29 protein-coding genes and 1 pseudogene are annotated in these 22,414 nt (G+C 43.7%); 22 read left to right on the top strand and 8 right to left on the bottom strand.

All coding sequences use genetic code 11. The features are described from left to right. Positions 1-209: 209 nt before the first annotated feature. Positions 210-932 carry a GNAT family N-acetyltransferase gene (locus GBV73_RS06050; protein ID WP_152880060.1) on the top strand — a complete coding sequence of 241 codons (723 nt, stop codon included), beginning with the start codon at positions 210-212 and terminating at the stop codon, positions 930-932. A 500-nt stretch (positions 933-1,432) separates the two neighbouring features. On the opposite strand, the gene GBV73_RS06045 is transcribed toward GBV73_RS06050, so the two are convergent. Further along, entirely contained in the window at positions 1,433-1,906 is a 474-nt protein-coding gene (locus GBV73_RS06045; RefSeq protein ID WP_152880058.1) for a nucleotidyltransferase domain-containing protein, read from the bottom strand. Here GBV73_RS06045 and GBV73_RS06040 point away from each other — a divergent pair. Together GBV73_RS06040 and GBV73_RS06035 are read left to right on the top strand one after the other, a co-directional pair. Further along, positions 1,872-2,303, top strand: a complete 432-nt coding sequence (locus GBV73_RS06040; RefSeq protein ID WP_152880056.1) for a GNAT family N-acetyltransferase — start codon at positions 1,872-1,874, stop codon at positions 2,301-2,303. The two genes, GBV73_RS06045 and GBV73_RS06040, sit on opposite strands and share 35 nt — an antisense overlap. Positions 2,304-2,379: 76 nt before the next feature. Then, complete coding sequence (locus GBV73_RS06035) at positions 2,380-3,252, top strand: hypothetical protein (RefSeq protein WP_152880054.1); 873 nt, start codon at positions 2,380-2,382, stop codon at positions 3,250-3,252. Positions 3,253-3,306: 54 nt separating this feature from the next. Here GBV73_RS06035 and GBV73_RS06030 read toward each other — a convergent pair whose 3' ends face one another. Beyond that, positions 3,307-3,924 carry a class I SAM-dependent methyltransferase gene (locus GBV73_RS06030; protein WP_152880052.1) on the bottom strand — a complete coding sequence of 206 codons (618 nt, stop codon included), beginning with the start codon at positions 3,922-3,924 and terminating at the stop codon, positions 3,307-3,309. A gap of 105 nt (positions 3,925-4,029) precedes the next feature. On the opposite strand from GBV73_RS06030, the gene GBV73_RS06025 reads away from it, so the two are divergent. The 7 genes from GBV73_RS06025 (at position 4,030) to GBV73_RS05990 (ending at position 10,273) form a co-directional block, all read left to right on the top strand. Then, a complete protein-coding gene (locus GBV73_RS06025; protein ID WP_253910310.1) occupies positions 4,030-4,566 on the top strand; it encodes a GNAT family N-acetyltransferase in 537 nt (178 codons plus the stop codon). A gap of 85 nt (positions 4,567-4,651) precedes the next feature. Then, positions 4,652-5,668, top strand: coding sequence for a hypothetical protein (locus GBV73_RS06020; protein WP_152880062.1), 1,017 nt, complete (start codon positions 4,652-4,654; stop codon positions 5,666-5,668). Between the two features lie 564 nt (positions 5,669-6,232). Beyond that, on the top strand, positions 6,233-7,087 hold the full coding sequence (locus tag GBV73_RS06010; RefSeq protein WP_152880050.1) for a hypothetical protein: 855 nt from the start codon (positions 6,233-6,235) through the stop codon (positions 7,085-7,087). A gap of 6 nt (positions 7,088-7,093) precedes the next feature. Continuing rightward, complete coding sequence (locus tag GBV73_RS06005) at positions 7,094-7,561, top strand: hypothetical protein (RefSeq protein WP_152880048.1); 468 nt, start codon at positions 7,094-7,096, stop codon at positions 7,559-7,561. An 874-nt stretch (positions 7,562-8,435) separates the two neighbouring features. Beyond that, positions 8,436-8,717 carry a hypothetical protein gene (locus tag GBV73_RS06000; protein ID WP_152880046.1) on the top strand — a complete coding sequence of 94 codons (282 nt, stop codon included), beginning with the start codon at positions 8,436-8,438 and terminating at the stop codon, positions 8,715-8,717. After that, positions 8,707-9,336 carry a hypothetical protein gene (locus GBV73_RS05995; protein WP_152880043.1) on the top strand — a complete coding sequence of 210 codons (630 nt, stop codon included), beginning with the start codon at positions 8,707-8,709 and terminating at the stop codon, positions 9,334-9,336. Before GBV73_RS06000 ends, GBV73_RS05995 begins: the two co-directional genes overlap by 11 nt. A gap of 115 nt (positions 9,337-9,451) precedes the next feature. Further along, entirely contained in the window at positions 9,452-10,273 is an 822-nt protein-coding gene (locus tag GBV73_RS05990) for a GNAT family N-acetyltransferase (protein WP_152880041.1), read from the top strand. Between the two features lie 26 nt (positions 10,274-10,299). Here the strand turns inward: GBV73_RS05990 and GBV73_RS05985 are convergent, their stop codons facing one another. Genes GBV73_RS05985 through GBV73_RS05975 form a run of 3 tightly spaced genes read right to left on the bottom strand, consistent with a single transcriptional unit; the run spans position 10,300 to position 11,801 of the window. Further along, positions 10,300-11,016, bottom strand: coding sequence for an ABC transporter permease (locus tag GBV73_RS05985; protein WP_152880039.1), 717 nt, complete (start codon positions 11,014-11,016; stop codon positions 10,300-10,302). Next, positions 11,006-11,590 (bottom strand): ATP-binding cassette domain-containing protein, encoded by a 585-nt coding sequence (locus GBV73_RS05980; protein ID WP_152880037.1) that lies wholly within the window; start codon positions 11,588-11,590, stop codon positions 11,006-11,008. Before GBV73_RS05980 ends, GBV73_RS05985 begins: the two co-directional genes overlap by 11 nt. Then, positions 11,508-11,801: an ATP-binding cassette domain-containing protein gene (locus GBV73_RS05975; RefSeq protein WP_152880035.1), complete on the bottom strand. Its 294-nt coding sequence runs from the start codon at positions 11,799-11,801 to the stop codon at positions 11,508-11,510. Before GBV73_RS05975 ends, GBV73_RS05980 begins: the two co-directional genes overlap by 83 nt. Positions 11,802-12,053: 252 nt before the next feature. Here GBV73_RS05975 and GBV73_RS11550 point away from each other — a divergent pair, with 252 nt between their 5' ends. Next, positions 12,054-12,260, top strand: a complete 207-nt coding sequence (locus GBV73_RS11550; RefSeq protein WP_371717037.1) for a GNAT family N-acetyltransferase — start codon at positions 12,054-12,056, stop codon at positions 12,258-12,260. Between the two features lie 259 nt (positions 12,261-12,519). On the opposite strand, the gene GBV73_RS05965 is transcribed toward GBV73_RS11550, so the two are convergent. Then, complete coding sequence (locus GBV73_RS05965; protein ID WP_371717032.1) at positions 12,520-13,119, bottom strand: class I SAM-dependent methyltransferase; 600 nt, start codon at positions 13,117-13,119, stop codon at positions 12,520-12,522. Positions 13,120-13,681: 562 nt separating this feature from the next. Here GBV73_RS05965 and GBV73_RS05960 point away from each other — a divergent pair. After that, on the top strand, positions 13,682-14,392 hold the full coding sequence (locus GBV73_RS05960) for an ABC transporter ATP-binding protein (RefSeq protein ID WP_152880031.1): 711 nt from the start codon (positions 13,682-13,684) through the stop codon (positions 14,390-14,392). Positions 14,393-14,711: 319 nt separating this feature from the next. Here the strand turns inward: GBV73_RS05960 and GBV73_RS11345 are convergent, their stop codons facing one another. Then, a complete protein-coding gene (locus GBV73_RS11345) occupies positions 14,712-14,852 on the bottom strand; it encodes a hypothetical protein (protein WP_253910309.1) in 141 nt (46 codons plus the stop codon). Between GBV73_RS11345 and GBV73_RS11545 the strand changes: the two genes are divergently transcribed. The 10 genes and pseudogenes from GBV73_RS11545 to GBV73_RS05920 all read left to right on the top strand — a co-directional run bounded on the left by GBV73_RS11545 (position 14,797) and on the right by GBV73_RS05920 (position 21,963). Further along, complete coding sequence (locus tag GBV73_RS11545; protein ID WP_371717036.1) at positions 14,797-14,916, top strand: hypothetical protein; 120 nt, start codon at positions 14,797-14,799, stop codon at positions 14,914-14,916. The genes GBV73_RS11345 and GBV73_RS11545 overlap by 56 nt on opposite strands. A gap of 20 nt (positions 14,917-14,936) precedes the next feature. After that, entirely contained in the window at positions 14,937-15,332 is a 396-nt protein-coding gene (locus GBV73_RS11540; protein ID WP_152880029.1) for an ABC transporter permease, read from the top strand. A 12-nt stretch (positions 15,333-15,344) separates the two neighbouring features. Next, positions 15,345-16,436: pseudogene (locus GBV73_RS05950) on the top strand (radical SAM protein); the annotation flags it as partial. Continuing rightward, complete coding sequence (locus GBV73_RS11535) at positions 16,427-16,687, top strand: SPASM domain-containing protein (RefSeq protein ID WP_371717034.1); 261 nt, start codon at positions 16,427-16,429, stop codon at positions 16,685-16,687. The pseudogene GBV73_RS05950 and the gene GBV73_RS11535, both read left to right, overlap by 10 nt. Before the next feature lie 15 nt (positions 16,688-16,702). Next, on the top strand, positions 16,703-16,972 hold the full coding sequence (locus GBV73_RS05940; RefSeq protein ID WP_152880025.1) for a PqqD family protein: 270 nt from the start codon (positions 16,703-16,705) through the stop codon (positions 16,970-16,972). Then, positions 16,972-17,757: a S24/S26 family peptidase gene (locus tag GBV73_RS05935; protein ID WP_172967208.1), complete on the top strand. Its 786-nt coding sequence runs from the start codon at positions 16,972-16,974 to the stop codon at positions 17,755-17,757. The genes GBV73_RS05940 and GBV73_RS05935 overlap by 1 nt, the downstream gene beginning before the upstream one ends. Before the next feature lie 42 nt (positions 17,758-17,799). After that, the gene (locus GBV73_RS11335; RefSeq protein WP_253910307.1) at positions 17,800-18,060 is read left to right on the top strand and encodes a hypothetical protein; all 261 of its coding nucleotides are present in this window, start codon (positions 17,800-17,802) and stop codon (positions 18,058-18,060) included. Beyond that, a complete protein-coding gene (locus GBV73_RS05930) occupies positions 18,060-18,971 on the top strand; it encodes an MFS transporter (RefSeq protein WP_371717031.1) in 912 nt (303 codons plus the stop codon). Before GBV73_RS11335 ends, GBV73_RS05930 begins: the two co-directional genes overlap by 1 nt. Positions 18,972-19,190: 219 nt before the next feature. Continuing rightward, entirely contained in the window at positions 19,191-20,519 is a 1,329-nt protein-coding gene (locus GBV73_RS05925) for a S1 family peptidase (RefSeq protein WP_152880021.1), read from the top strand. A 13-nt stretch (positions 20,520-20,532) separates the two neighbouring features. Next, positions 20,533-21,963: an adenosylmethionine-8-amino-7-oxononanoate aminotransferase gene (locus GBV73_RS05920; protein WP_152880019.1), complete on the top strand. Its 1,431-nt coding sequence runs from the start codon at positions 20,533-20,535 to the stop codon at positions 21,961-21,963. 32 nt (positions 21,964-21,995) lie between these two features. On the opposite strand, the gene GBV73_RS05915 is transcribed toward GBV73_RS05920, so the two are convergent. Continuing rightward, positions 21,996-22,414 (bottom strand): transposase (locus GBV73_RS05915; protein WP_152880017.1); only part of this gene is annotated, 419 nt, incomplete at its 5' end.

Genomic DNA, 22,414 nt, shown 5'->3' with positions numbered 1-22,414 from the left:
TCTAGTTTTGGTGGTCCGCCTGGTGATTTTGCTGAGTGGCTTCAGGAGGTGATGCCCCAGTTATCCTAACAGTATCACATGAGAAAGAGCTTTCGTTAAATGACCCAAGGAGGATAGTGAGTGTACGAAAAGTTTGAATATTATCATAAGGTACTAAATATATTCACTGGCAATACTTCTTTAAGAGTCAAAAACTGAGGTAATGCCAAATGAAAGTTCAAATCCTTGAGTTTAGAGAAAAATTTGCAGAAAGTGTTGAGGAGCTCTATAGCACGTTAGGCTGGAAATTCAGCCCAAGACTTGTGGATATCTGGACGAGCATGGGAGAATACTCTAAAGTTCTGATAGCGCTGTCTGACAGCAGAGTCGTCGGAAAGGTGACCCTAGATGTGGCTTTTCCTCCTTACGCAGAGATTGTTAATCTAGTGGTGCGCCCAGAATACCAAGGAAAGGGCATCGGGACAAAACTTGTAGAGGAATGCATCAAAATATCCGAGAGTAGAGGACACAATATTCAGTTCCTGATGACGGATTACGACAATACTGCAGCGCTAAACCTTTATAAAAAATTTAATTTTTATCCGGCGGTACTCTCTAAAAGGAAGCAGCTCTGGCTTTTCAGGTTTGGGAAGGGCAGTTTTGTCGAGGACTTTCTCAAAACCCACCCTCTCTTTGAGCTTAGGGTTTCCAGAAAGAAGGTTAGCTTTCACGGCGAAAAACTCTATGAGACTTCTTTTGCCAATATAATGAGCAATACACGCTTAAAAGTTTACTTTAGGGGACAGCCAGGGCAAGAGGGAACAATGCCGAGGTTGCCGGAATTTCTTTTATGGAGGGGGATAGAGGCTTTGATTTGGTTGCCCATGAAAATCCGTTTGAGCTCGAAATCTTCAACTATGGGAGAGAGTCGAGATTCGATATTAAGCCACTGAACCCGAAGGGTCTGGAAGTTCTCGTTGAGAAACGGAGTTTAAAGCTTTCCGGGAGTCAAAACGAAAGAATAAGGGTGGATTTCGATAGAACTAAGGATTTTAGCATTCCCACTGATTATCTCTCATTTGGAACGGTTGTTGCCTCGTTCAAGATAAATGAAAAATTCGTGATTTCAGTTGGGAAGGATCATAGGCGTTAAACGTTACGTTTTTAGCTCTCTTTTGAATCTTAATTCCTAATTTGCTTTCACAATATTTAGAAAACTTATTTCAATAATTCCCTCTTAAATTTTGGAAAAATAATTAAAAATTTGGTTACATTTTGAAGTTTTAAGGTTTTAAGTTCTTTTGATTTCTGGAATGAGCCTTTTTAGTGTTTACTTTTTTTTTCAAAGTTAGCTTTACTATTGTAAATCAAAAAAGTTAAATAATTGAAATTACAATAATAGTTATGAAAACTTGAAGGAGGTATGAAGATGAGATTGGAACTGCTGGGTGTTTTACTTTTTATTTTCTTCTAAGAACTTTCTTAACATCTCCACCTTCTCCATCCTCCCAAGCTTGAGATAGGCTTGATACTCATACTCTAAATCCAAAACGGGGATTTTCATGTCCTCAACTTCTACGAAGCGTTTGTATTTATTTATATCCACCGGTTCTTCCCATTCATCATTGACTTTCTTTTGAATATCCCCCATTACCTCAACCTTAACCCCATCGATCATCAGCACTCCAAAGTGAGACCGGATTTTCTCGCTCTCCTTGAATCGGACGGGCTCGACCACGAACTCAGAGAAGAGCCTCTCAATTTCATAGGCCCCTTCCCTGTCCGTCTGGATGTCAATGTCATGAGGTTCAACGGGGACGCCTTGGAGTGCAAAGCCAAGGCTTCCAGTAATGACCCAATTGACGTTACTCCCACTTAACCTTTCATAGAGCTTGCGGAGAACTTTGAGATGTGTCCGAGGGATCATCTCCGCACCTCACAGTGTCTATAGAAAGAACAAGAACACCTCCATAAGCTTCGCGATAGTGGAGAACTCCGAAGGAGAGCTCGTTGGCTTTTCCGGGCTGGAAGCAATACATTGGCAGGCGAGGAATGCCTTTGTGTGGTACTTCCTTGGAAAGGAGCACTGGGAGAAGGGCTACGCAACGGAGGCATTAGCTCTGATGTGCAGGTTCGCCTTTGAGAACATGAACCTCATCAAGCTCCACACCATCGTCTACGAGCCGAACAAAGCTTCCATCAGGGTTCTCGAGAAGAACGGCTTTAAGCTGGTCGGGAGGTTCAGGAAGCACTTCTACATCCCGGGGCATGGGTACGTTGATGGCCTTGCCTACGAGCTCCTCAGAGAGGAGTGGCAGGAGTAGTAGTCCATCTTAAGGTCATAAGAGACATACATCAGTGCGGGAGTAATTTTATAAACTTTTGACCGATTAAATTTTGGTGGCGGTTATGGATGAAAAGTTCAAGAGTGCGGCCTTTTTCCTAATAACCGCGGTACTCGTAGCACTCCTCGTTGGCGCCCACTACAGAATAGAAAAACTCGAAGGCGAGCTTGAGAGATATGCCGGCCAGAGGGAGGAGATAACCCGGTTTGTCTGGGCGGAATACGGGGCCGATGTCTACGCCGCGATAAACCATTTCATGGAGACGAGGCCCGACGTTGCGGAGAAGCTTGGGGAGAATGTGGAGATAAAAGTGGATTACATAGTGCACGGCCGGTTTGGGGCCTCCTACGACCTGCGGGAGCAGCTGTTTTGGGTGTACTACGATGAGTTCAGGAACACTCGATACGAGGACGTGGTTTATGTTAAGCTAATAGCCCATTATCCGAGCAACTGGAGTGTGGCAAGGGGCTTTCCATGGGTGGAGTATAAGGTGAACCACACCACCCACCAGGTCATTGGGGTTACGGGAACCACGGCGCAGTTCGCACTTATGAGCCACTTCTCCTACGAGAAACGCCAGGAGATTCTAAGGGAGCTTGGAATAGAGAACGCGACCACCGAGTGCAGCAGTACTTTCGCCCTCATTAGGGCCGACGGGAGCTGGGTTGACATCGAGCTCAATTGCGCCGAAAACGGGAAGAGCCTCTGCTGGTTCACCATAGGGTGGGTGGAGGAGAAGAGCGGGAAGCTTGAGCGCGTGGTCGTTACGAAACCATTTGAGGGCTCCTGCGGAAAGGAAAGGGAAGATACCGCGCTCCAGCTCCGGGAAGAGCTAATGGGTGATTCCTTCGAAGTTCCTCCAGACATCGCGGAAAAACTCCTTAACCTCACGGGCGGAACGGTGTACGAATGGACTGCGGGCGATTAAAGCGGAAACAATCGCCCAGCTGTTGGAATTCCACGCTCCACGCGTCATGGGCAGTTATTTCCCGATGACTGCCAAAAACGCCTCCCGCAGGTCGCCGTGGCTCTCCGCCCGGCCAACGGTAACGTCCTTGACTATCTTCATCCCCTTCTCTCTTGCGAATTCCCTTATTTTCCCTCTCAAACCGTTAATGTCGAAGTCCCCAACGATGATGCGCCCTCCTTCTTCGAGCACTCTGAATGCTCTCTCAAGAAACGGGTCTGGCTCAAAGTCGTGCAGAGTATAGGAGAACACTACGGAGTCGAACTTTTCGTCGAGGCTCATCTCCAAAAAGTTCCCCTGAGCGAACTTAGCCTTTTTCGTAACTCTATTCCCTAAGCGGTTGCAGAACTCGATCACCTCCAGACTCTTGTCAATGCCAACGACCATCTCAACCTCGTCTTTTAGGGCCATCTTGAACGTCAGGACTCCAGTCCCGCAGCCGACGTCGAGAACCTTTCCCTTAACATCCTCGGTTATCATCTCCATGAGCCTCTTTCTGATCTCCAACTCTTCTCTATAGGACGGATATCTGGCGAGTAAGCTGCCGACGAGCCAGTAAAAATCATCCTCGCTTCCTCCGAAGTCGTGAAACGTTCTTAGAGCCTCTTCATAGTAGAGCTTTAGAATGTTCATCCTGAATCACCTGGTAAGCTGAAATCAGGGTTAAACTAATGCCCCTTCACCAAAATAACTTTGCATGAAAATTTTTTAAAACTCTTTTGCGTTGCAATAGCAGGGATGGCTATGAGGCCCATCATCCTCAAAGGTGAGAAAGTCTCGCTCGGAATTCTCCTTAAGGAAGACCTCCAAAAAAGTTGGGAGTGGTTCAACGAGCGCAACACCGCCAGGGCGCTCTTCAATTCTGCCCATTTCACCCTCCCTGAGGAAGAAGAGGAGTTCTATGAAGAGATGAAGAAGAACAAGGATAAGATGCCCGCTTTTGCCGTGGTTGAAAACGGTAGCGGAAAGCTCGTTGGTGTGGGGGGCTTTAACTGGGTGAACTACCAGGCGAGGTGGGGTGAAATATTCTACTACCTGGCCCCAGAGGAGCGCGGGAAGGGCTACGGAACCGAAGTGGTGGCCCTTCTGGTGGACTATGCCTTTAACCACCTGAACCTCCACAAGGTCTGGGCGAAGGTGCACGCCGACAACAGGGCTTCGATAAGAGTCCTCGAAAAGAACGGGTTTATATTGGCTGGAAGGCTTAAAGACCACGTCTGGAGCGATGGGAAATACGTGGATGAGCTGTTCTACGAACTAATCCAAGCGAGCTGATAGTGACCTTATCACAGCAAATGGCACTAGAGGTGTTACAAAAAGACATTTATGCCTCAACACCAAGTGAAAATTAGTGATCATCATGAGAAAAATTGTAGGGATCCTCGTGGTATTTATGGTTCTTGCTTCGGGGTGCCTTGGGAACTACAGGGTGAAAACGCCCGGAACATCACAAACGGAATCCCCCACAACTACGCCCTCCTCAACAACCCCAGTTTCTCCTAGAGAAGAGAGCCTCGACAGTTCATTACTGACTATCGAAAGAATAGCCCCCTCGGATCCGCTCTGCGGTGTAGATCCAGGTGAAGCTATCTCCCAGTTCATTGAGGCCCTTCGAGATGACTACTCACTCAAACCTACCGAACCGGATTTTTCGGCTCCAGAGGGGAGCCTTGCCAGCGAGGTTTTCGAGATTTCTGAGGTTTCGGGAGCTCACGTGGGAGTTTTTGTGTATCAAGACTATTACTCAGCCTCTCGGGCATTGGAAGAGCTCAAAGAAAAGTTTGATATCAAAGCAAACACCACAAACGGATTCCAGTGGAAAGAGAAAGACGCCCTTTACTCGCTTATACCAACGTATTTCAGGGGGTTCTACCTCCTTGTTTTATTCAAGGTACCTTACAGTCAGGACCGGATCGATGAAGCTGAGTACACCCTCAATCAGCTCATGTTCCATACACTGTGGGTGGGCCCATCGCCAGGGAAGATGCTGGGCCTCTTCATGCACACCAGAATTCTCAACCAAACCTGGGGGAGCAGCGCCTTCTCCGACGATATGCTCTCGGTTAGCGGAGTGACTCCAGAGGGGGCAAGGATCGAGGCGGCCGTTTATAGGGCGGGATGCGGCTGGGAGGTTTATGACAAGTTGAAAGAAAAAATTGAAGAGCTGGGTTTCGAGGAGAAAGCCCTTCCACAGCTTAAATCTCACGATCCCGCTGGAGAGGTTGCCCAGAGAGCCTACTTTGAGAAGGATCTTGGAGTTTACATAGAACTGTACTGGGGGCCGGGAATGGACAGGGTGATGCTCCTCTACGGGAACAAAAGTGCCGTAAAAACGGCGGTTTTGAATATGTGGTTGGAAAATAGTTCCACCAGCTAATATCGTTCACATGAAAGGCAAGTCTTAGAGGAAGGAAGAGGACTTCATTAACTTAATCTTTTTTGGCCGCCTTTATCGTGGGCCCCGGTGGAGAGCTCCTCAACGTCTCCGCTGACAGCCTCTTCCAGAAGTGCGTCCCCCTCAAAATCCTCGGAACGGTGGGGATCTCTTCGACGCCCTTGCGACGCTCGTCATCCCGCTCTCGTAGCTAATATTTGCATGGATGATTGAAAAAGGGATGGCAGTGCTTGTTGCTTCACCCTTCGCGGCTGGAGTGGCGTGCACTGGAACGGCTCTGTCGTATGTTTGTTTTGTTAAGTTCTCCACGGCCAGGAGGGAATAACCTAAGTAGGCCTTTCTACCTGACGTCTTGTCCTAATTATTGTGGACTTCTCAGCACGTTAAAGCACTCTCCAAAGTTACTTTGCTTTAATCTCGGCTATTTCCAGAAGCGCAAGTGATAGAAATTACTTTTTTTTTTCGAGTGATTTTACGTATATGAAGTAGAAATCCTTAAATAGTTTGAACGCACATAATATTATGAAAATCCGTGGGGTGATATCAATGAGGTGGAAGTTGCTTGGTGTTTTGCTACTCGGTTTGTTGATTTTGGGTTCTTTTAGCCTTGTTAGTGCAAACAAGACACAAAACCCTTGGGAAGAGTGGGCAAAGGAGCATACAGTAAAAGTTCTTGTTATAGAAAAGGTTTCATACAAGAACGGAGAGCTCATTAGGGAAGTAATCTATACTGGGGACGACTTAAGGAATAAACTCAATGTCGGCAAACTCTCGAGGATTGAAAAGATAAAAGTAAGTGGAACAACTTTGGAGAAGAAGTATCCTAAAGGCGCTCAAGCATTAATGTCTGGAAAGTCTATAAGTAGGACATACTACAAAACAACGATATTAACAACCTCTAACGATCCGTTTCCTTGGTGGGATTATCCCCCATACTTACCAAGATGGACGTGGAAAGTATGGTACGACGAGTTCAGCATCCCTCATTATGAAAAGGCAGATCCTGTGAACTTAGTCTGGGAAGGTGGGACAAAAAGCGAGGTCAAAGAAGTGTTGGAAAATGAAGGATGGTATGATTGGGTAGTGGCGTCCAATCAATACATCTACGATCCTCCACAATATGGAGGAAGCGGATGGGAGGAAGGAGACGATATGGCAACATCCAGAACATTCGGACCAAGACACCACGTAAGGCTCTGGGTAATCTACAATGGAAAAATTATTGGCTCTGCACATTACGAGGACAGGGATCATGACGTTATATCCTTTGAGCAGGCTGAAGAAAAGGTTGCGCTCTACTATCATTCCCCGTGGGTCATAACCCCCGATCATTACTACCTCTACAACTACATTTCAAGCCCGTACAACGACGGATACGCTACCAAAATCAGAAAATGGTGAACAGCCATGAAGGAACACAAAAGTGCCATTTTCTTTTTAATCCTTGCCTCTCCCCTTTGGATCTTAACCATAATCGGAATCACCGAGCTTGCCCAGCATTATCCTAATGCCATAGACAATATTCCCCTTGTAAGGGTTCACTATGACCCTATTTCAGGAAGGTATCTTTTATCCGGGGCCTACGAACTCGTGTATCCCACATTCTTGCTCTCGGTGCTCACACTGGCATTCCTGTGGAAAACGAGAGTGTCCCCCCGGGAATTCGGAGTCTTGGCATTAACTGTCCCATTAATAACGTTAGTATTCGCATTTGCCATCAGTTCACTCTCCGGCCATTCCGATTACAGCGATAGCGGTCCGGTGCTGATATTTGGTGCGTACATTATGCCGGTTGTTTCATTCCTGCTTGGAGTCGCTTTGTATCAAGCACTTAGAGCAGTTCGAGTTCATAGTAATGGAGATATGACAGGATGAATATGTAAAGAGGAGATGTTATGAACGAAACCCCATTAGAGCACAAAAATCCGATGATGGTGAAAGAATACACTTTTTCTATTATTTTTATAATCCTGCTCATTGAGCTGACAGTGTTTGCCCTAAGCGAGGTGGGGGGTTTAATAACCGCGAGCGGAGGGGGTCTGGCTATCATTGGGGATTATCATTTTTGTTCCCGCTACTCTCAACCCCTCTATTCCTCTCATTGGTTCGTGTGTCGCCAGGAGAATTTGGAGTCTTCACCCTTTTGGTAACACCTTTTACAATATTTGCCCAGTCCATAATCGCGAGGATTCTGAGTCCAGCCTACTACGATGAGAGTTCAGGTGGGGTAGTTGTTATCGTCCTTTTCTACATTGGGTCCTTGTTGGGGATAGCTTTGTATAAGGCTTTTCAATCGTTTAAGAGGAGTCGTTAAAAGCTACGTAGCGGTGATCCGGAAATAAAGAGGTGCTTGTACATTATTGCCACCTCTAAGAAAGGGGCAAAAGGATTCCAAGTCTGAAAGGAGAAATTACTTTTTTCTTTTGAAAGCTTCGCCCTTTAGGGTGGGGATGCAGTGATTGAAAAACCAGCCCTTGGAAAGACGAAACCCTTAAATGTCTTGGCTTTTTAATAAGGCCTCGGAGAGGCCACTCAAAAAACCCGATGAGACAAGGTTTTACGTTACCACTCCGCCTTGGAGTGGTTAGGACGCTTAACAGCGTCCTTCAAAAACTGCCCTATCAAGCAGTCAAAGACTGAAGTTTGACATCCAAACCATAACCCCAATCCGCTTTGCGGTAGGGGTAACTGGGGCAAGACCGTCCCCTCGGGCTGAACCGAAAGGTGGTAACGCCGAGTAGGTTATGAGTTGCCCGTAAACCTTCCCGCACTTGGCGAGGGGTTAAAGCTAAATCTCGCCGTTCACGGCGGGGAGGAGGTCAGATTAAAGGACACTTCAGAGGTTGTAGGCATGGAGTGGAAAAAGAGAGATAGCGGTGCACCGGTATTCGTAAAACCGTATTACACCACCGCAACAAGGATCGTCGGAGTTTTCTTTGGTGGTGTGGAAGGGACAACAGTAACGGGTTTCAGCGAAATTGACGGAATATTCTGTGAGTTAGGGAACATGGTGGTGGCATATGATAGTTAGGCGTGCTGTTGTTGTATTTTTCTTTTTATTGCTTATTGGAGCTTTTGTATTTTCCCGAGCAATGAAAACCGCCGAAGTCCAGGTCACCATATACTACCCAGGGGAACTCGTGAGCGAAGGCTACCTCGTGGAGGACGGCCAAGTAATCCTCAAGTTCCATGCACTAAATAGCTCCGAGGAAATCAAGACGAAGCATGAAACCTTCAAAGTTCGTTGCTTCTTCTGCAATCTTGATCTTGAGAACGCAACCATCCTTATAGATGGAGCCTCTCTGAACCCAACCTGCAGGGATTATATTATGACCTTTGATAAAAAGGGAGATATTGTTGGAATGCACTACATTGTGACTCCTTACAACTTGAGCGAAATTGCAGAAATCAAAATTCCTGAAGGACATAGATTCAAAGGCTTAAAATTTGAAAACAGCACTCTTTTTATCCTCCTAACTTCGGAAGGCAGTGAAGGAGTTAAGATTATCAGGTCAGAAGTTATAGCAAAATACAAAGAAGGACTCAAGAGCGGATGGATAAGGGTCGTCTATACGGATGAAAGAAGAAGCTGGGAAGGTAGGGTGTACAGCTTTGAAGAGGGAGAATGCCCAATACTCATCGAGATGTAGTGACTTCAAAAGCGAGTAGTTTTTTGTGGCGGACTTCATTATCTCCCTAGATAAGTTCTGGGGAGGCAAAAGCATAAATGTCCAAGGGATCAATGCTATTATTAGGTGAACCCCAATGAAACCCGTCATCCGCGAGGCTAAACCCGAAGACAGGCCATTCATCGAAGAAATAGCAAAGCTAACATGGGAAGGTGAAGATTACCTCGCAAGAGTCTTTGATAGCTGGGTAGAAGATGGAAACCTCTATGTTCTTGAGCTTGAGGGAAAAGTAATCGGAACGGCAAAGCTGACTCTTTTACCCGATAAGGTTGGCTGGCTTGAAGGGCTTAGAGTACACCCCGACTACAGGGGCAGGGGCTTTGGAAGAATGATTCACAATTTCATGATACAGAAAGGAAAGGAACTTGCAGAAAAGGGCCTCATAAACGCTCTGGAGTTTTCGACTTACTTCCTCAACAAGGAGAGCATAGCAATGGCAAAGAAGGATGGATTCAAGATTGTGAAGCGCTACTACATTATGGGAAAAGCTGTAGAAGAAATTAAACCTTCAAAACCATCCGACGGCAGAATAGCCTCTTTAGAAGAGCTTGAATACGAGGAGTATATCCCAGTAGGATGGAAGTTCGTTCATAAAGTCCCGGAAGCTTTAGACTGGCTCAAGAAAAAGGCGATTATCAAAGAATGCAATGGATCTAAGTTCATGATGCCCAAAGACTCCGAGAGTGCTTTTGTACCGTTTCGCCTTTCAAAGCCATATGTAGAACAACTACTCCCTTGCATGGGCTATGAAGCTTCAAACGCAAATCAAAAATACATTGAAATTATGGTGCCTGAAGAGAGAAAGGAATTGCTTGAACCCCTAAAAGAGCTTGGCTTTGAGGTCTGGGATAACCCCAAAGGGCCCAATGTACTGGTGTTCAGGAGGCGCTTTGAATAAAAGTTACACAAAGATAATGGCCTAATTCATTCACTCCATTTCATGTTTTTTGCTACCAGTGCAAAGAAAGCAATTGTGTATATTGCTGCCCCGGTTGCATAGAGTGAAGCACTGGAGTTTGATAGTCCAAAGACAATCCTCATAAGTTCAGCGATGTATGTCGTTGGAATCAATAAAGCCAGCTTTTGGAATATGGGCGGTAATCTGCTCAGTGGATAATAAACGGGAGGAATTAAAACCAAAGTCATTGAGAGCAAGCTTGATAGCGCATCAACGTGGACAACATTTTTGATGTTTGTCGATATCGTGAAAGCCAGCAGAGAGGATAAAAGCCATGAAAATATTATAATTCCAACTACAAAAGCCAAATTCGAGAATGTTAAAACCCCCAAATAAGCTAAGACTCCCATAAAGATTAACAGCGATGGCAAAGCGCCCAAAAGCCGTGAAAGAGCCAAGCCAAGCATGTATTCTACAGGGCTCACGGGGGAGGCAACAAAAATATCCTGAAAGCCTATAAACTTGAGTAAGACCACTAATCGGGACAGGCTTATACTCGTTGATACTGTCAAAGCAACCAGAGCACCGACCAAAGCGTATAATGCTAAATCCTTTCCACCAAAGATGAACAGGATCAAAACCATTGCTATCGGCGTTAAAATTTGTGGAACAATCCAGAGGGGGCTTCTTAAAAGTCCCGTAATGTTTAGATAGGCTATTGAAATTATAGCTCTAGCTTTCATTCCGCTCACCCTCCAAAAAAGCTATAAAAACATCTTCCAAATCCGTTGGCTGAATTGAATAGGAGTTTAATTTTCGCAAAATTTCATGTATTTCATCAAATTCGTTGAAGTATAGAATTTTCTTGTCCCCAAACTTTATGGCCCCTTTAATCTCCACATCGTCTGTGAAAATTAGCTTGTGCTTGTAAGTCTCCCCTTTTAGTTCCTCAGGATTCCCCTTGGCTATTATTCGTCCTCTGTTGATTATTGCAACTGTTTTAGCCAGACTTTCTGCTTCTAAACCGACGTTCGTTGTCACAAAGAAGAATGTTTCTTCCCTAAGTTCTGAAATCAGCCTCCAAGTTTCACGCTTTGAGAGTGGATCCAATCCTAAAGTGGGTTCATCGAGGAAGACGAGCTCAGCACTTGTTGCAACTGTCAAAGCTAAGAGAACTCTCCTCTTTAGTCCTCCAGACAGGCTGAGACATGGTTTATCTTTATATTCCCACAGATTAAGTTCTTTTAAAACAGTCTCCGTCCTCCTCTTTGCCTCGGAAAAGCTTTCTCCCCTTGAAACCAAGTACCAATAGACCATTTCCCATGGCGTGGCTTCGTTTAGGGGGTCTTGCCTCTTGGGGTAGAATTGCTATCCTTTTTCTAATTTCATTAGCTTCTTTGATGACGTCAAAACCTAAAACATAAGCTTTTCCACTTGTCGGCTTCAGCTGTGTGGAGAGTATCCTGACCAAAGTCGTCTTTCCAGCACCATTGGGACCCATCAAGCAGAATATGTTGTCCTTTTCCAAAACCTCTAGGTTAACTCAATTAAGAGCAACGGTCGAATCATAGCGGTGAAACAGGTTCTCAAGAACTATCAACAGAAACACCTCCCCCAAACTAACCCTGATTCAGAGAAGTATTGAGCGTAATTTCCATAGCTGAGTGGAAAGGGCTAAATGGCATGTTTTAATAATACTAACCTGCAGTTATAATTCTTTCTGAGAACCATAAGTGAGATGCAGGTATGAGAATCAAACTCCTTCGAAACGGAAACATAGATACAAGCATGCATCGAGATAGCGAAAGGCCTTCCAGAGTGGTTCATTGAACGCGACCTTAGGAAGGAGGAGACTTACCTGACTGCTGAAAACGGAAACGTTCTAGGCTCCATAACGGTAAAGCCCATCAACGAGAAGGCCCTCGAAATCCTCTGGATGGCCGTAAAGAGGGAACACCGGAGGAAGATATTGGCTCTGCCCTCCTGAAGTTCGTCGAGAGCCTGGCAAGAGAGTGGGGCTTTGAAGTCCTCGTCGTCAAGACTTCTGGCGACCTCCCTACCGGCCCTACGATGAGACGAGGCGGTTTTACGAGAAGAAAGGCTTCGTGAGTGTTGCCCTCATAGATCCCTACCCCGAGTGGGGCGAGGAGGCCTTAATCTATGTGAAGTACCTGGCATCCTCTCAGCTCTGAAAGGAGAGGCTTTCAAAAGAAAAAAGCACCCTTTTCTTTTTTGAAAAGTCTCCTTTAGGATCTCTTTTCCACCGCCACCACCCAGACGTACCTGTTCACCCTCTCGGCCTCCCAGCGGAGGTTTAACTTTTCAAAAATCGTCCCCAAATGGTCAAGGGTCGCGAAGTACTCCTCCAGAACCTCTTCCAGTACTTCATCCTCCTCACCTATGCGCCTTTTCTCATCCTCCGACTCGAACATGACGTCGGCTATTATTAGAGCCCCTCCAGGCTTCAGGATGCGGAGCATCTCCTTTATTGCTTCCTCCTTCTCTTCATCCGGAACGTGGTGGAAAGCGTAGGTGCTTATCACTGCATCGGCGGTCTCATCTGGCAGAGGTAGCTTAAGGAAGTGCCCATCGAGCGGCTCGAAGTTGTGTTTTTCTCTGAACCTCACCCGCATCCCGCGGGAAGGCTCAACTCCTATGTACCGCTCGCATCTGAGGAAGCGCAGGATGTTGCCCGTTCCGCAGCCAATGTCCACTACTGTGCCAGTAGCTTTTTCGGCCACGAGCTTTAGAACCCTCTCATAATCGGCGTGGATCCAATCCTCCCTGCCAACGTCTTCATCGTAGTTTCTGGCCCAAGAATCAAAGTCCCACTTCACGCGCTCCACCAGTTATATGCAGGGAAGTTCACTTATTAACCTTGTGATGGTTGACTTTTCACTTTAGCGTTCGCTAGAAGTGTTGTTTAAACCAGAAGACCCAATCCCTGAAATGATCAAGCAAAAAGTCCCCTTTTCCAGGCTAAGATGCTTGCCGGGTTACAAATAGGAGCCTCAGGCTTCAGGTATTGACGTTTTTTGACCTCATCATGCGATCCGAATACTTGACTGAAGATGGTCTCAGATGGCCTAAGCTCACTTTCGTTAGAGCTCTGGTGGAGGTCTTAATATTTGTCAGTGGTGAGACACTGATCTAAAGAATAGATTTTATCTTAGATTAAAAACGAAAAAGTTAAATATTAAAAGTATTTAACATATGTGACAACAATTGGAGGTGATAAAAACTTGAGGTATGAACAACCATTACTCATTGAAGTAGACCTCGAGGAGATACTGGGATGCGCCTGTAGCTGTGGATGTGGGCTCGCAGCAGGAGGAGGGGGAGGCGGGGGCCAGAATATTAGGTGACCTCCCCCGAATTTTTTCTATTTCTATTATCGGAGGTGATTACGTGGATGTAGCAATTAAAGTTAACAATATAACCATGAAATATCCAAATGGAATCACTGCACTCTCCGGTGTGTCATTTGAGGTAGAATGGAACGAGATAACCGCGCTTATTGGACCAAATGGTGCCGGAAAAACAACAATGTTAAAAAGCATCATGGGACTTTTAACCCCCACTTCAGGTTCCATATCCATATGTGGTGTTACGCCAACAAATGAAAAAGCATTCTTGAATATAAAGAAGAAAATTGGATTCGTGCCCCAGGATAATACATTTGACTATTTCTTGTCCCTATGGGATAATATTGATATATTTTTAAAAATGTACGGGTTGCCTAAAAAAGAACGTGAGACTCGCATAACAAGAGTGTTAAACGACTTTGGATTATTGGAAAAGAAAAAAGAGCCAATTGAGAGACTTTCAGGAGGATTAATAAGAAGAGCACAATTAGCTCGGGCATTTGCAGTAAATCCACAAATTTTAGTTTTAGATGAACCCACTGTTGGACTCGATCCACTGGGAAGAAAAGAGTTCTGGACGAATATCAGGGAGTTTATGAAAGATTCCAAGAGATCCGTGTTATGGACGACGCATTATCTCGATGAAGTTGAGCAAAATGCGGACAAGGTTATCCTAATCAATCAGGGCAAAAAGATTCTGGAGGGTTCTCCAAAGGACATTAAACGTATGTTCTCAAAGAACATGTTGATATGATGAGGATTCCCTAAGTCGGGCACTTAGTCTTCTTGGTGGAAAGAAAGTTTCAAAAGATACCGTTGTAATAAAGTTATCAGATGAAAACGAGATTTCTGAAGTGTTTTACATGCTCGCGGATAATAACGTGATGCCGTATAATATCACGTTAGGAATGAGACATCTTGAAGAAATTTACTTGGAGGTGGTTTGATGATATCTGCCGTTATATACAGAGAATTCAAACTGTATACTAAGTCAAGGGCTTTTTTATTATCACTACTGATTCAACCAAAATTTTAATTGTATTTTTCATGACTTCAATTAGCAACGTGGTCGGTTATGTTGAGTTCAGGGGCATGTCAGTTCTGTACTCCTCATTCGCCGTTCCGGGAATAGTGCTGATGACAGTAATGTTTACTTCAATGATGTGCACCCAGTCAATATTCAACGAAAGATTTTCTAATATGATAATGCTCATATTATCTTCACCAATAAAAAGAAGCCAGTACATACTAGGAAAGATTTTGGGGTATCAACAATAGCTGTCCTACAGGCCCTGATTATGTTATCTATTTCAGTCGTGGGATTCTCTATAAGTATACCTCCTATATCTCTTCCTTTGGTTATCATGACAATTTTGATTTCCAGTTTCATGTATTCTGCAATGTATATAGTTTTAATGACTAGAATAAAAACTATAAGCGCATTTTCAAGCCTTATCAGTATCCTTAACTTAGTATGGATATATTCCGCCCCAATTTTCTACCCTCTTGAAGCAATTCCAGAGTATTTGCACCCCCTCACCTATCTAAACCCTGCTACCTATTTCTTATTTCTGCTTAGGAGTCAAATGTTCGTAAAAGAGACACCCTTATCCCTGTTATTGGCTACAATTGTCGTGACCTCCCTATTAGTCATATATGCCTCATGGGAGCTTAAAAAATTTATACAACCATAAGGAGGCAAGAGCATGACAAAAACAAAAATACATGAAGCTATTGAAAACTTAAAACGAGTAGTCATTTTTGAATATGATAATAAATTTGTAGCCTTTGATCCTGAGGTTCCAAGCTGGATTGGTCTTACTCGAAAGGAGGTCAAAATTTTACAGGAACTATTGAGGAGTAGAGGTAACACTATAAGTGATTCAGAAAGTCTGAAAGTGATTTCCAAACTGATATCAAATTACCTATTACTAAATATTCCAGACATTTCAGAGCACAATAATAGAAATAAGATGGAAATAAGGCCCAGTATTTATTATGTTAAACTAACCAATAGATGTAATCTTAGATGTATCTATTGTTACAATAATAAGGATCACAAAAATCATACATACACATTTTCAAAGAATAATGAGTTAAAAACTAATGAATGGATTAGAGTTATAGATGAGATACATGAAAATGGAGGAAGGGAGATAGTTCTCACTGGAGGCGAACCATTGCTCAGAGAGGACATTTTCAGGATAGCTAAGCATGTAACGAATCTCGGTCTAGAATTGTCCATAATAACAAACGGAGTTTTGATAAGTAGGAGGATAATAAACAATATTTCCAATTATTTTAACCATGTGACAATCAGTGTTGATAGTCACTTGGAGGAAATAAACTCGAAAACTAGGGGGAAATACATTCTTCCAAAAATCCTTGAAGGCATAAAAATGTGTCTCTCGCATGGATTAGATGTCTCAATAAATGTTGTTGTTACTAAATATAACATGGAAAACATTTTTGATACAATTCAGTTTTTTGAGGACATTGGGATCCAAAGGCACAACATTAACTTAATAGCAATGCTGCCCGTCGGACGGGCAAAGAGTCACTTGGAAATAAGCGTTCCAATAAAAGAGCTTATAGAAAAAACATCGAGATACAGCTTCAAAAAGAGCACCCTCCCAAACATGAGAAACGCATATTTTGAGAGGATACAAAGAAAGATCTCGTGTGGTGCATTGAGAACTGAGGTATTAATAGACGTGAATGGTGATGTGTATCCATGTAGAATGCTTGAGTATCCAGAGTTTAAACTTGGCAACATCACCCAAAAGAAATTGCACCATATTTTATATTCATATTATATTCATATAAAGCAACTAAATTTATTAATAAGACTAAAGTCGAATATCTACCACATTGTTCGTCATGTGTATTTAGATACATATGTGGCGGGGGATGTAGAGCAAATGCATTTGCCACCTGCGGAAGGATAGATGGCATGGATATATACAACTGTGAAATAGTGAAGTTGACATTCCCAGCTTTTATTTTTTCAAGGAATTTGGAACTAACGTCAACTCTGTGGGAAAAATAAGGCGGGTGATATGAGATGAATGTACAAAAAAATCCAAGTATAATCTCACAAAGAAATTCTGATGGAGATATTGTTTTATATAACCCAGAAACGGGCGATATTCATATAACCAATGAAATTGGATATCTGATTTTTATTCTATGTGAATGTTATACCCTCGATGAGATTGCAACCCACATTCATGTACTGACAGGAGAGGATATGCAAAAAATAATTGGAGACATGTATACATTCATCGAAGATTTAACATCACATGGATATCTACTGGAAATTGGTGATCCATGATGAAAATTATGGGAAGGAAGGAGCTCGAGGCACTTTGTGTTGAGGCGTTAAAAAAGAAAGGATCTATAAAGCTCAAAGTTACGGGAAATAGTATGTACCCGGTAATAAAAGAGGGAGATATTGTTTCAATAAATAGATTCCAGCCCGAAATCCAGCTCCATCCCGGAGATATTGTACTAATCAGAAACTTTGATGGGGTGATTTTACATAGGGTTGTCAAGATTAAGGGGAATTCAATCATAACGAAGGGAGATAACAATCCACTGATAGATGGAGTGTTCAATATTTCGGATGTCCTTGGAATTGCTGATATAACATCAGATGTCCTCCAAGAGGACCTTCAAAAGACATACGAGACTAGAAGAAATATCCTTGACATGTTTGTGTTCTTGATATATAGTAATAAAACTCTAGAACCAAAAATGTTCGACATATTGGAAGATTTCCATGTAAATTATGAGTTGGTTAGTAATAAAAATGAACTGGTGACAAAACTCGTTGAGTATGAAGTTACAGTGGGGATCACAAATTATGCTCCCAAATTGTTTGAGAGTGTAATCCACACAATATTGAATTCTGATGGGATCCCCACCCATAGCAATAAACAGAAAGTGGCAATTATTATAGGGGCCAAATATGGATATTCAAAACACACAACTGATCTAGTTCCTCCCACAAGAATATCACACTTTGCACGGGTTTCCTCCCCATTCATCAGCTTATCCCCGGAGCAAGAGCTTTTATTTTGTCTCGGGGTACTTTATGGAAGTGCTCTTTCAAGATAATTTTGAATTATCTTGTAGAGGATTTTCTAGGAGGAGTTTTCCATGGCCCGCCGCCTCTACCGCCTCCACCTGCTCACCTCGGCCCTCAGGGTTGCAGGCGATGCCATAGAGAGCGTCGCCCTGCCATGGAGCCTTCTCCAGAGCACGGGCTCCCTGTTGAGCATAGGCGGTTTTGTCCTCTTTACGCACCTCCCCTGGGTCCTCCTCCCTCCCGTTCTCGGCCTAACCCTCGACAGGACGACCAAAAAGGTCAGGCTGGCGTTCTTATCTTACTTCTTCAGGCTTTTCTGGCCGTTGCGATAGTGCCGCTGTCCTCAAACGTCTGGGCCTTCTACCTCCTCGTTTCGGGCATCTCGGCACTCGACATCCTCCACCGCTACTACGGCTTCTCGATTATAGCCACCATGACGCTTGAGGAAAGCGGGCTCCAGAGGCTGAACGCGACGCTGGCAACGGTCGGGAACGCGGTCTCGCTGGTGGCGTTCCCGCTGGCCGGACTCTTAGCGTATCGCCTCGGAATAAGGGCGATGCTCATCGACGCGGCTCTTCTTTTAATCGGTGCGCTCACGCTCCTCCCCTACCTGAACGTCGAGGTGAAGCGCGAAAGAACCCCCGAGAAGGTAGAAGAGAAGAGATTGCAAGTGAACAAGAGGCTCGTGGTTGGAGTCCTCGCCTCGGTGCTCCTCTTCAACTTCGCCCTGGGCTCTTTCAGGATATTCGTCTTCGCCTCGCTGAGGAGGCTCCCTGGGGGCGAGGTTCTGTACGGCCTCCTGCAGTTCCTAACAACGGTCGGAAGCCTCGTGGCGGTGGCCGGACTGACATATCTGGCGGGAAGAAAGCGGGCCGGATTGAAAAGACCGCTGATTGCCGGAATGTTCCTCCAGAGCATCGCGCTCCTCCTCGTGGGGATTCCGGTAGTGATAGCGCTCTTCCCTGCTGTCTTTCTGGTGGGTTTTGGTGGCGAAATGCTCAACGTCTCCCTTGACAGCCTGATGCAGAAGGTTATCCCCCTCGAAAGCCTCGGGACGGCAAGGGGACTCTTTGACGCCCTCGCGACACTGGTGATTCCGCTGTCGCAGCTGGCCTTTGCGTGGGTGGTTGAAAACGGGATAATGATTTTAATTGTTTCCATCCTTGCGGCCGGATTGGCATGCATTGGAACAGCTCTGTTGTATGTTTGTTTTGTTAAGTTCTTCACGGCCCAAAGGGAATAACCTAAGTTGACTTCCTACCATGGTACCGTATGTTAGTTATTGTATAATCTTCAGTACATAAATTACTCTTCAAAGTTATCCTACTTTAATCTTGGCTGTTTTTAGAAACACAGGTATTGTGAGTTACTTTTTTTTTCTGAGTGATTTTACGTGTATAAAGAGGAATCCTTAAATAGTTCGAGAGCACACAATATCATGAAAGTCCGTGTGGTGATAGCAATGAAATGGAAGTTGTTGGGTGTTTTGTTACTCAGCTTGCTGGTTTTGGGTTCCTTTGGGAGTGCAAGTATTGTTAAGGATAGCAATGACAAAGCTTGCCAGCCCGTGAATTATTGGGTTTTTGAGAATGGAGCGTGGGTTCAGAAGAGCGAGCCCAGAGTTTGGTGGTACTGCCAAGAGCCTGAGAAGGCAAAGGGTTTTGAAGGGTTTGCATTCAAAGAAATGCCTTATGGCCTGTTCAAGAAACCGGACCCTATGACTCTCCATCAAGCTGCGAGGGATTTAACTGATTTAGTGGGAATTGATGAACTTCACGGGAAATTCTCTAAGAATTTGCCTTCTTACGGGGGAATGTTTATCAATGAGGAGAAGGGATTAATCTTTGTGTATGTGAAGGATGAAAATGATAAGGCAGAAATTAGGAAAGCATTAGAAAAATATAGAGGAAAAGCAAACGTGGTGTTTTTAAAAGGCAAATACAGCTTTGAACAGTTAGTGAAATGGGAAGAAAAGGCAAGAGAACTTTTTAAAATCAAAGAACTTGAAGTTACATGGCTAAGTGCCGAAAACTCTAAAAATCGATTAATAATAGGACTAAGGAATGTATCATCTGAAAAGTTAGCGCTACTTAGTGAGCATCTTTCTGCTTTGGGGATACCAAAGAATGCTGTAATTGTGGAGAAAATTGACTTAAAGCCACTAACTTTAGAAAAAGATTACAAGTTAACGCAATCTCTCTCCAGATATGAGCCAGTACGACCTTTAATGGGTGGAGTACAGTTCCAAGTTCCCGGTCATAATTATTGCACACTAGGTTTTCCAGCAAAGAGAAATGAGATAGCCGGAGTGGTCACTGCTGGCCATTGTACGGATGAAGGAGCTCCAGCATATCAGCCAGATACTTCCGATCCAAGTTATTATATTGGGGATGTTGAGGTCAAGATCTGGTCTCCAGCTCAAGGAGATATGGCGTGGATAAGAACAACTGTAGACGTTAGTCCTAAGATTTACCCATACTACACAATCAAAGGATATAAATCGTATAAATACCAATATGTTGGAACTACTGTCCTAAAAAGCGGGAGAACTACTGGATTAACTGGTGGAATTATAATTGACATTTCCAATAGTCTCGAAATCAGAACAACTATGGAAGTAGCTCCTGGAGACAGTGGTTCCCCTGTTTTCTATTGGTGGCAAGGACAAGCTTACAGATATGTGCAAATCTATGGATTGCTTTATAGGTGGGATCCTGATGAAGGAACATCTACATACGTTGCTATTGACGATGTGCTTAACAATCTTGGAGTCAGCTTAATAACTGGATAAAGGAGGAGATAATATGAAAGATATTAGACTTATCTCTTTTTTAATTCTCGGGTTTAGTCTATTTTCTGAAGTGCTTGCAGTAGATGAGACAATACATCCCCTATGGAGCGTAGAGATACAAGCAGAACATGTCGACGTTTCTGAAAACTTTGTGGTGATAGTATCCAACGATACCCTTTACGTGTTCGACAAGGCTGGAAACCTAATATTAAAGAAACCAGCTCCACTATGGACTGGAATTACTGAAGGGTACCTTGTGACAATTGAGGATACAAATTCTACTGAAATTGTTAACGGTATTTGGCTGAAGGTTCTTCGCATTGTTTGGATAAATCTAAGAGATTTCTCCTCAAAAAACTACACAATTAAAGTGGGGGATTTTGCACGGTGGTTAGTTGCTAAAGGGAAAGATCGTATAGCTGTTGTGGATCTTGAACCTATGGGATATTCGAAACTTTACGTTCTCGGAAGATATGGAGTATTGTTCTCAACTAACATTTCAGTGTACCCAACTAAAGTACTAATAGAAGGAGATTCAATTTACGTTAAAGGTGTTAGCGTTATTCAAAAGTTTCTAGACAAACAAGGGGAACTCAACTTAAAGTTTACAACATGCAACTATCCAAAGAGGTTTGATGCTCATAGAAACTTGCTCGCGGTTCTGCTGATGAATGGGTCTCTACGTTTGATGAAAGACACCAAGATACTATGGACGAAAAATCTCGAATTTAAGGAAGGGAAAATACATGAGTGCCTCTTTGATACTCATTTCTCTCCAGTGTATGCAGATGTTAAGTTCCTTGGAGATTACATTCTCGTTAGCATAGATAATAGACTTGAGCTTTATTCCCTAAATGGCATGCTTTTCCAAAGTGTCAAGCTAGGTGAAAATATAACAAATTTGGAGTCCTCAAACTCTTTAGCTGTGGTTATTACGCCAAATAAGGTACATTTCATCTCAAAGGATGGGATTTTGGGAAGTTATGATATTAAAGCTAAGCGAATTGCCGTTTACGGTTTAAACGCTTTAGTTGCAGATTCTCAAAGGGTGTACTTCTTTACCTTCGAACCGTTCGTAACTGTTACAGACATTGATGAGAGTATCGCAAGGGAAGTGTTTTCTAATGAAACACCTGATCTCCAGATTGTTCTCGGAAAAGCTGCAGCTAAGTTTGTTAATGCGATCTTTACAAGAGATACCATGGAACTTAATGGGATTATTTATAAAAGCACTTGGAAGAAAGAAGATTACTGCCTAATTCAACCCAAGAATGGCAGGGTTTTCATAGTTGGAACTCACAGGTATGGAACCAAAGCTTGTTTACTTTACTACAAAGAAAGAAAACCCAAAAAACCTGTGCTACTTAGATGGAAGGATTTAAACAGAAACAGCAAAGTTGAGGTGGAAGAGATTGAAACTGTATTTATGGAAAATTCCCGATGATAATTGGTAGAAGTAAAATCATATTACACACCCTAGTTCCCACCACCTGTGAAGTTGTATAATCTGTCCAGATTCACGGCCAGAATCGCCCCTAAAATCCTGACAGCTAACCCCCTCAAACTAACACTCCTGCTCGGCCTCAGAAGAAACTCAGAAAACTTCGAAAACAAAGTCTCAATCCTCCTGCGAAAGTCAGACAAGTACTTGTAAAACTTCTTCTCCTCCAGATTACTAATCTGATTCCCCCGCTTTACTGGCGTGTAAACAACGCCAAACCTCAAAAACTCCTCCTCGAGTTCCCTGTTAACATACCCCTTATCCAAAAACAGAAAACAGCCGGAAAACTCCTCAACAATCACCCAGAACTTTTCCCGGACAACACTCACATCATGCTTATTCGCCGGATCAACAGACAGTAAAGCCAGCAAATTTCCATCAGAGTAACAGGTCA

Source organism: Thermococcus sp. 101 C5 (assembly GCF_009372125.1).
Classification (GTDB): Archaea; Methanobacteriota_B; Thermococci; order Thermococcales; family Thermococcaceae; genus Thermococcus_A; species Thermococcus_A bergensis.
The sequence above is the reverse complement of the archived record's forward strand: the minus strand, read 5'-3'. Positions and strand labels throughout refer to the sequence as shown.

Coding starts and splice junctions, on each gene's coding strand:
- GBV73_RS11335 (WP_253910307.1), top strand. CDS start 17,800: ATGGCCCGCCGCCTCTACCGCCTCCACCTGCTCACCTCGGCCCTCAGG.
- GBV73_RS05925 (WP_152880021.1), top strand. CDS start 19,191: ATGAAATGGAAGTTGTTGGGTGTTTTGTTACTCAGCTTGCTGGTTTTG.
- GBV73_RS11345 (WP_253910309.1), bottom strand. CDS start 14,852: ATGAGCATTATCATATTAGAAAATCTTTCGTTGAATATTGACTGGGTG.
- GBV73_RS06050 (WP_152880060.1), top strand. CDS start 210: ATGAAAGTTCAAATCCTTGAGTTTAGAGAAAAATTTGCAGAAAGTGTT.
- GBV73_RS05990 (WP_152880041.1), top strand. CDS start 9,452: ATGAAACCCGTCATCCGCGAGGCTAAACCCGAAGACAGGCCATTCATC.
- GBV73_RS05940 (WP_152880025.1), top strand. CDS start 16,703: ATGAATGTACAAAAAAATCCAAGTATAATCTCACAAAGAAATTCTGAT.
- GBV73_RS05985 (WP_152880039.1), bottom strand. CDS start 11,016: ATGAAAGCTAGAGCTATAATTTCAATAGCCTATCTAAACATTACGGGA.
- GBV73_RS06020 (WP_152880062.1), top strand. CDS start 4,652: ATGAGAAAAATTGTAGGGATCCTCGTGGTATTTATGGTTCTTGCTTCG.
- GBV73_RS06045 (WP_152880058.1), bottom strand. CDS start 1,906: ATGATCCCTCGGACACATCTCAAAGTTCTCCGCAAGCTCTATGAAAGG.
- GBV73_RS06030 (WP_152880052.1), bottom strand. CDS start 3,924: ATGAACATTCTAAAGCTCTACTATGAAGAGGCTCTAAGAACGTTTCAC.
- GBV73_RS11545 (WP_371717036.1), top strand. CDS start 14,797: ATGATGTGCACCCAGTCAATATTCAACGAAAGATTTTCTAATATGATA.
- GBV73_RS06025 (WP_253910310.1), top strand. CDS start 4,030: ATGGCTATGAGGCCCATCATCCTCAAAGGTGAGAAAGTCTCGCTCGGA.
- GBV73_RS06010 (WP_152880050.1), top strand. CDS start 6,233: ATGAGGTGGAAGTTGCTTGGTGTTTTGCTACTCGGTTTGTTGATTTTG.
- GBV73_RS05935 (WP_172967208.1), top strand. CDS start 16,972: ATGAAAATTATGGGAAGGAAGGAGCTCGAGGCACTTTGTGTTGAGGCG.
- GBV73_RS05995 (WP_152880043.1), top strand. CDS start 8,707: ATGATAGTTAGGCGTGCTGTTGTTGTATTTTTCTTTTTATTGCTTATT.
- GBV73_RS06005 (WP_152880048.1), top strand. CDS start 7,094: ATGAAGGAACACAAAAGTGCCATTTTCTTTTTAATCCTTGCCTCTCCC.
- GBV73_RS05980 (WP_152880037.1), bottom strand. CDS start 11,590: ATGGTCTATTGGTACTTGGTTTCAAGGGGAGAAAGCTTTTCCGAGGCA.
- GBV73_RS05920 (WP_152880019.1), top strand. CDS start 20,533: ATGAAAGATATTAGACTTATCTCTTTTTTAATTCTCGGGTTTAGTCTA.
- GBV73_RS11540 (WP_152880029.1), top strand. CDS start 14,937: ATGTTATCTATTTCAGTCGTGGGATTCTCTATAAGTATACCTCCTATA.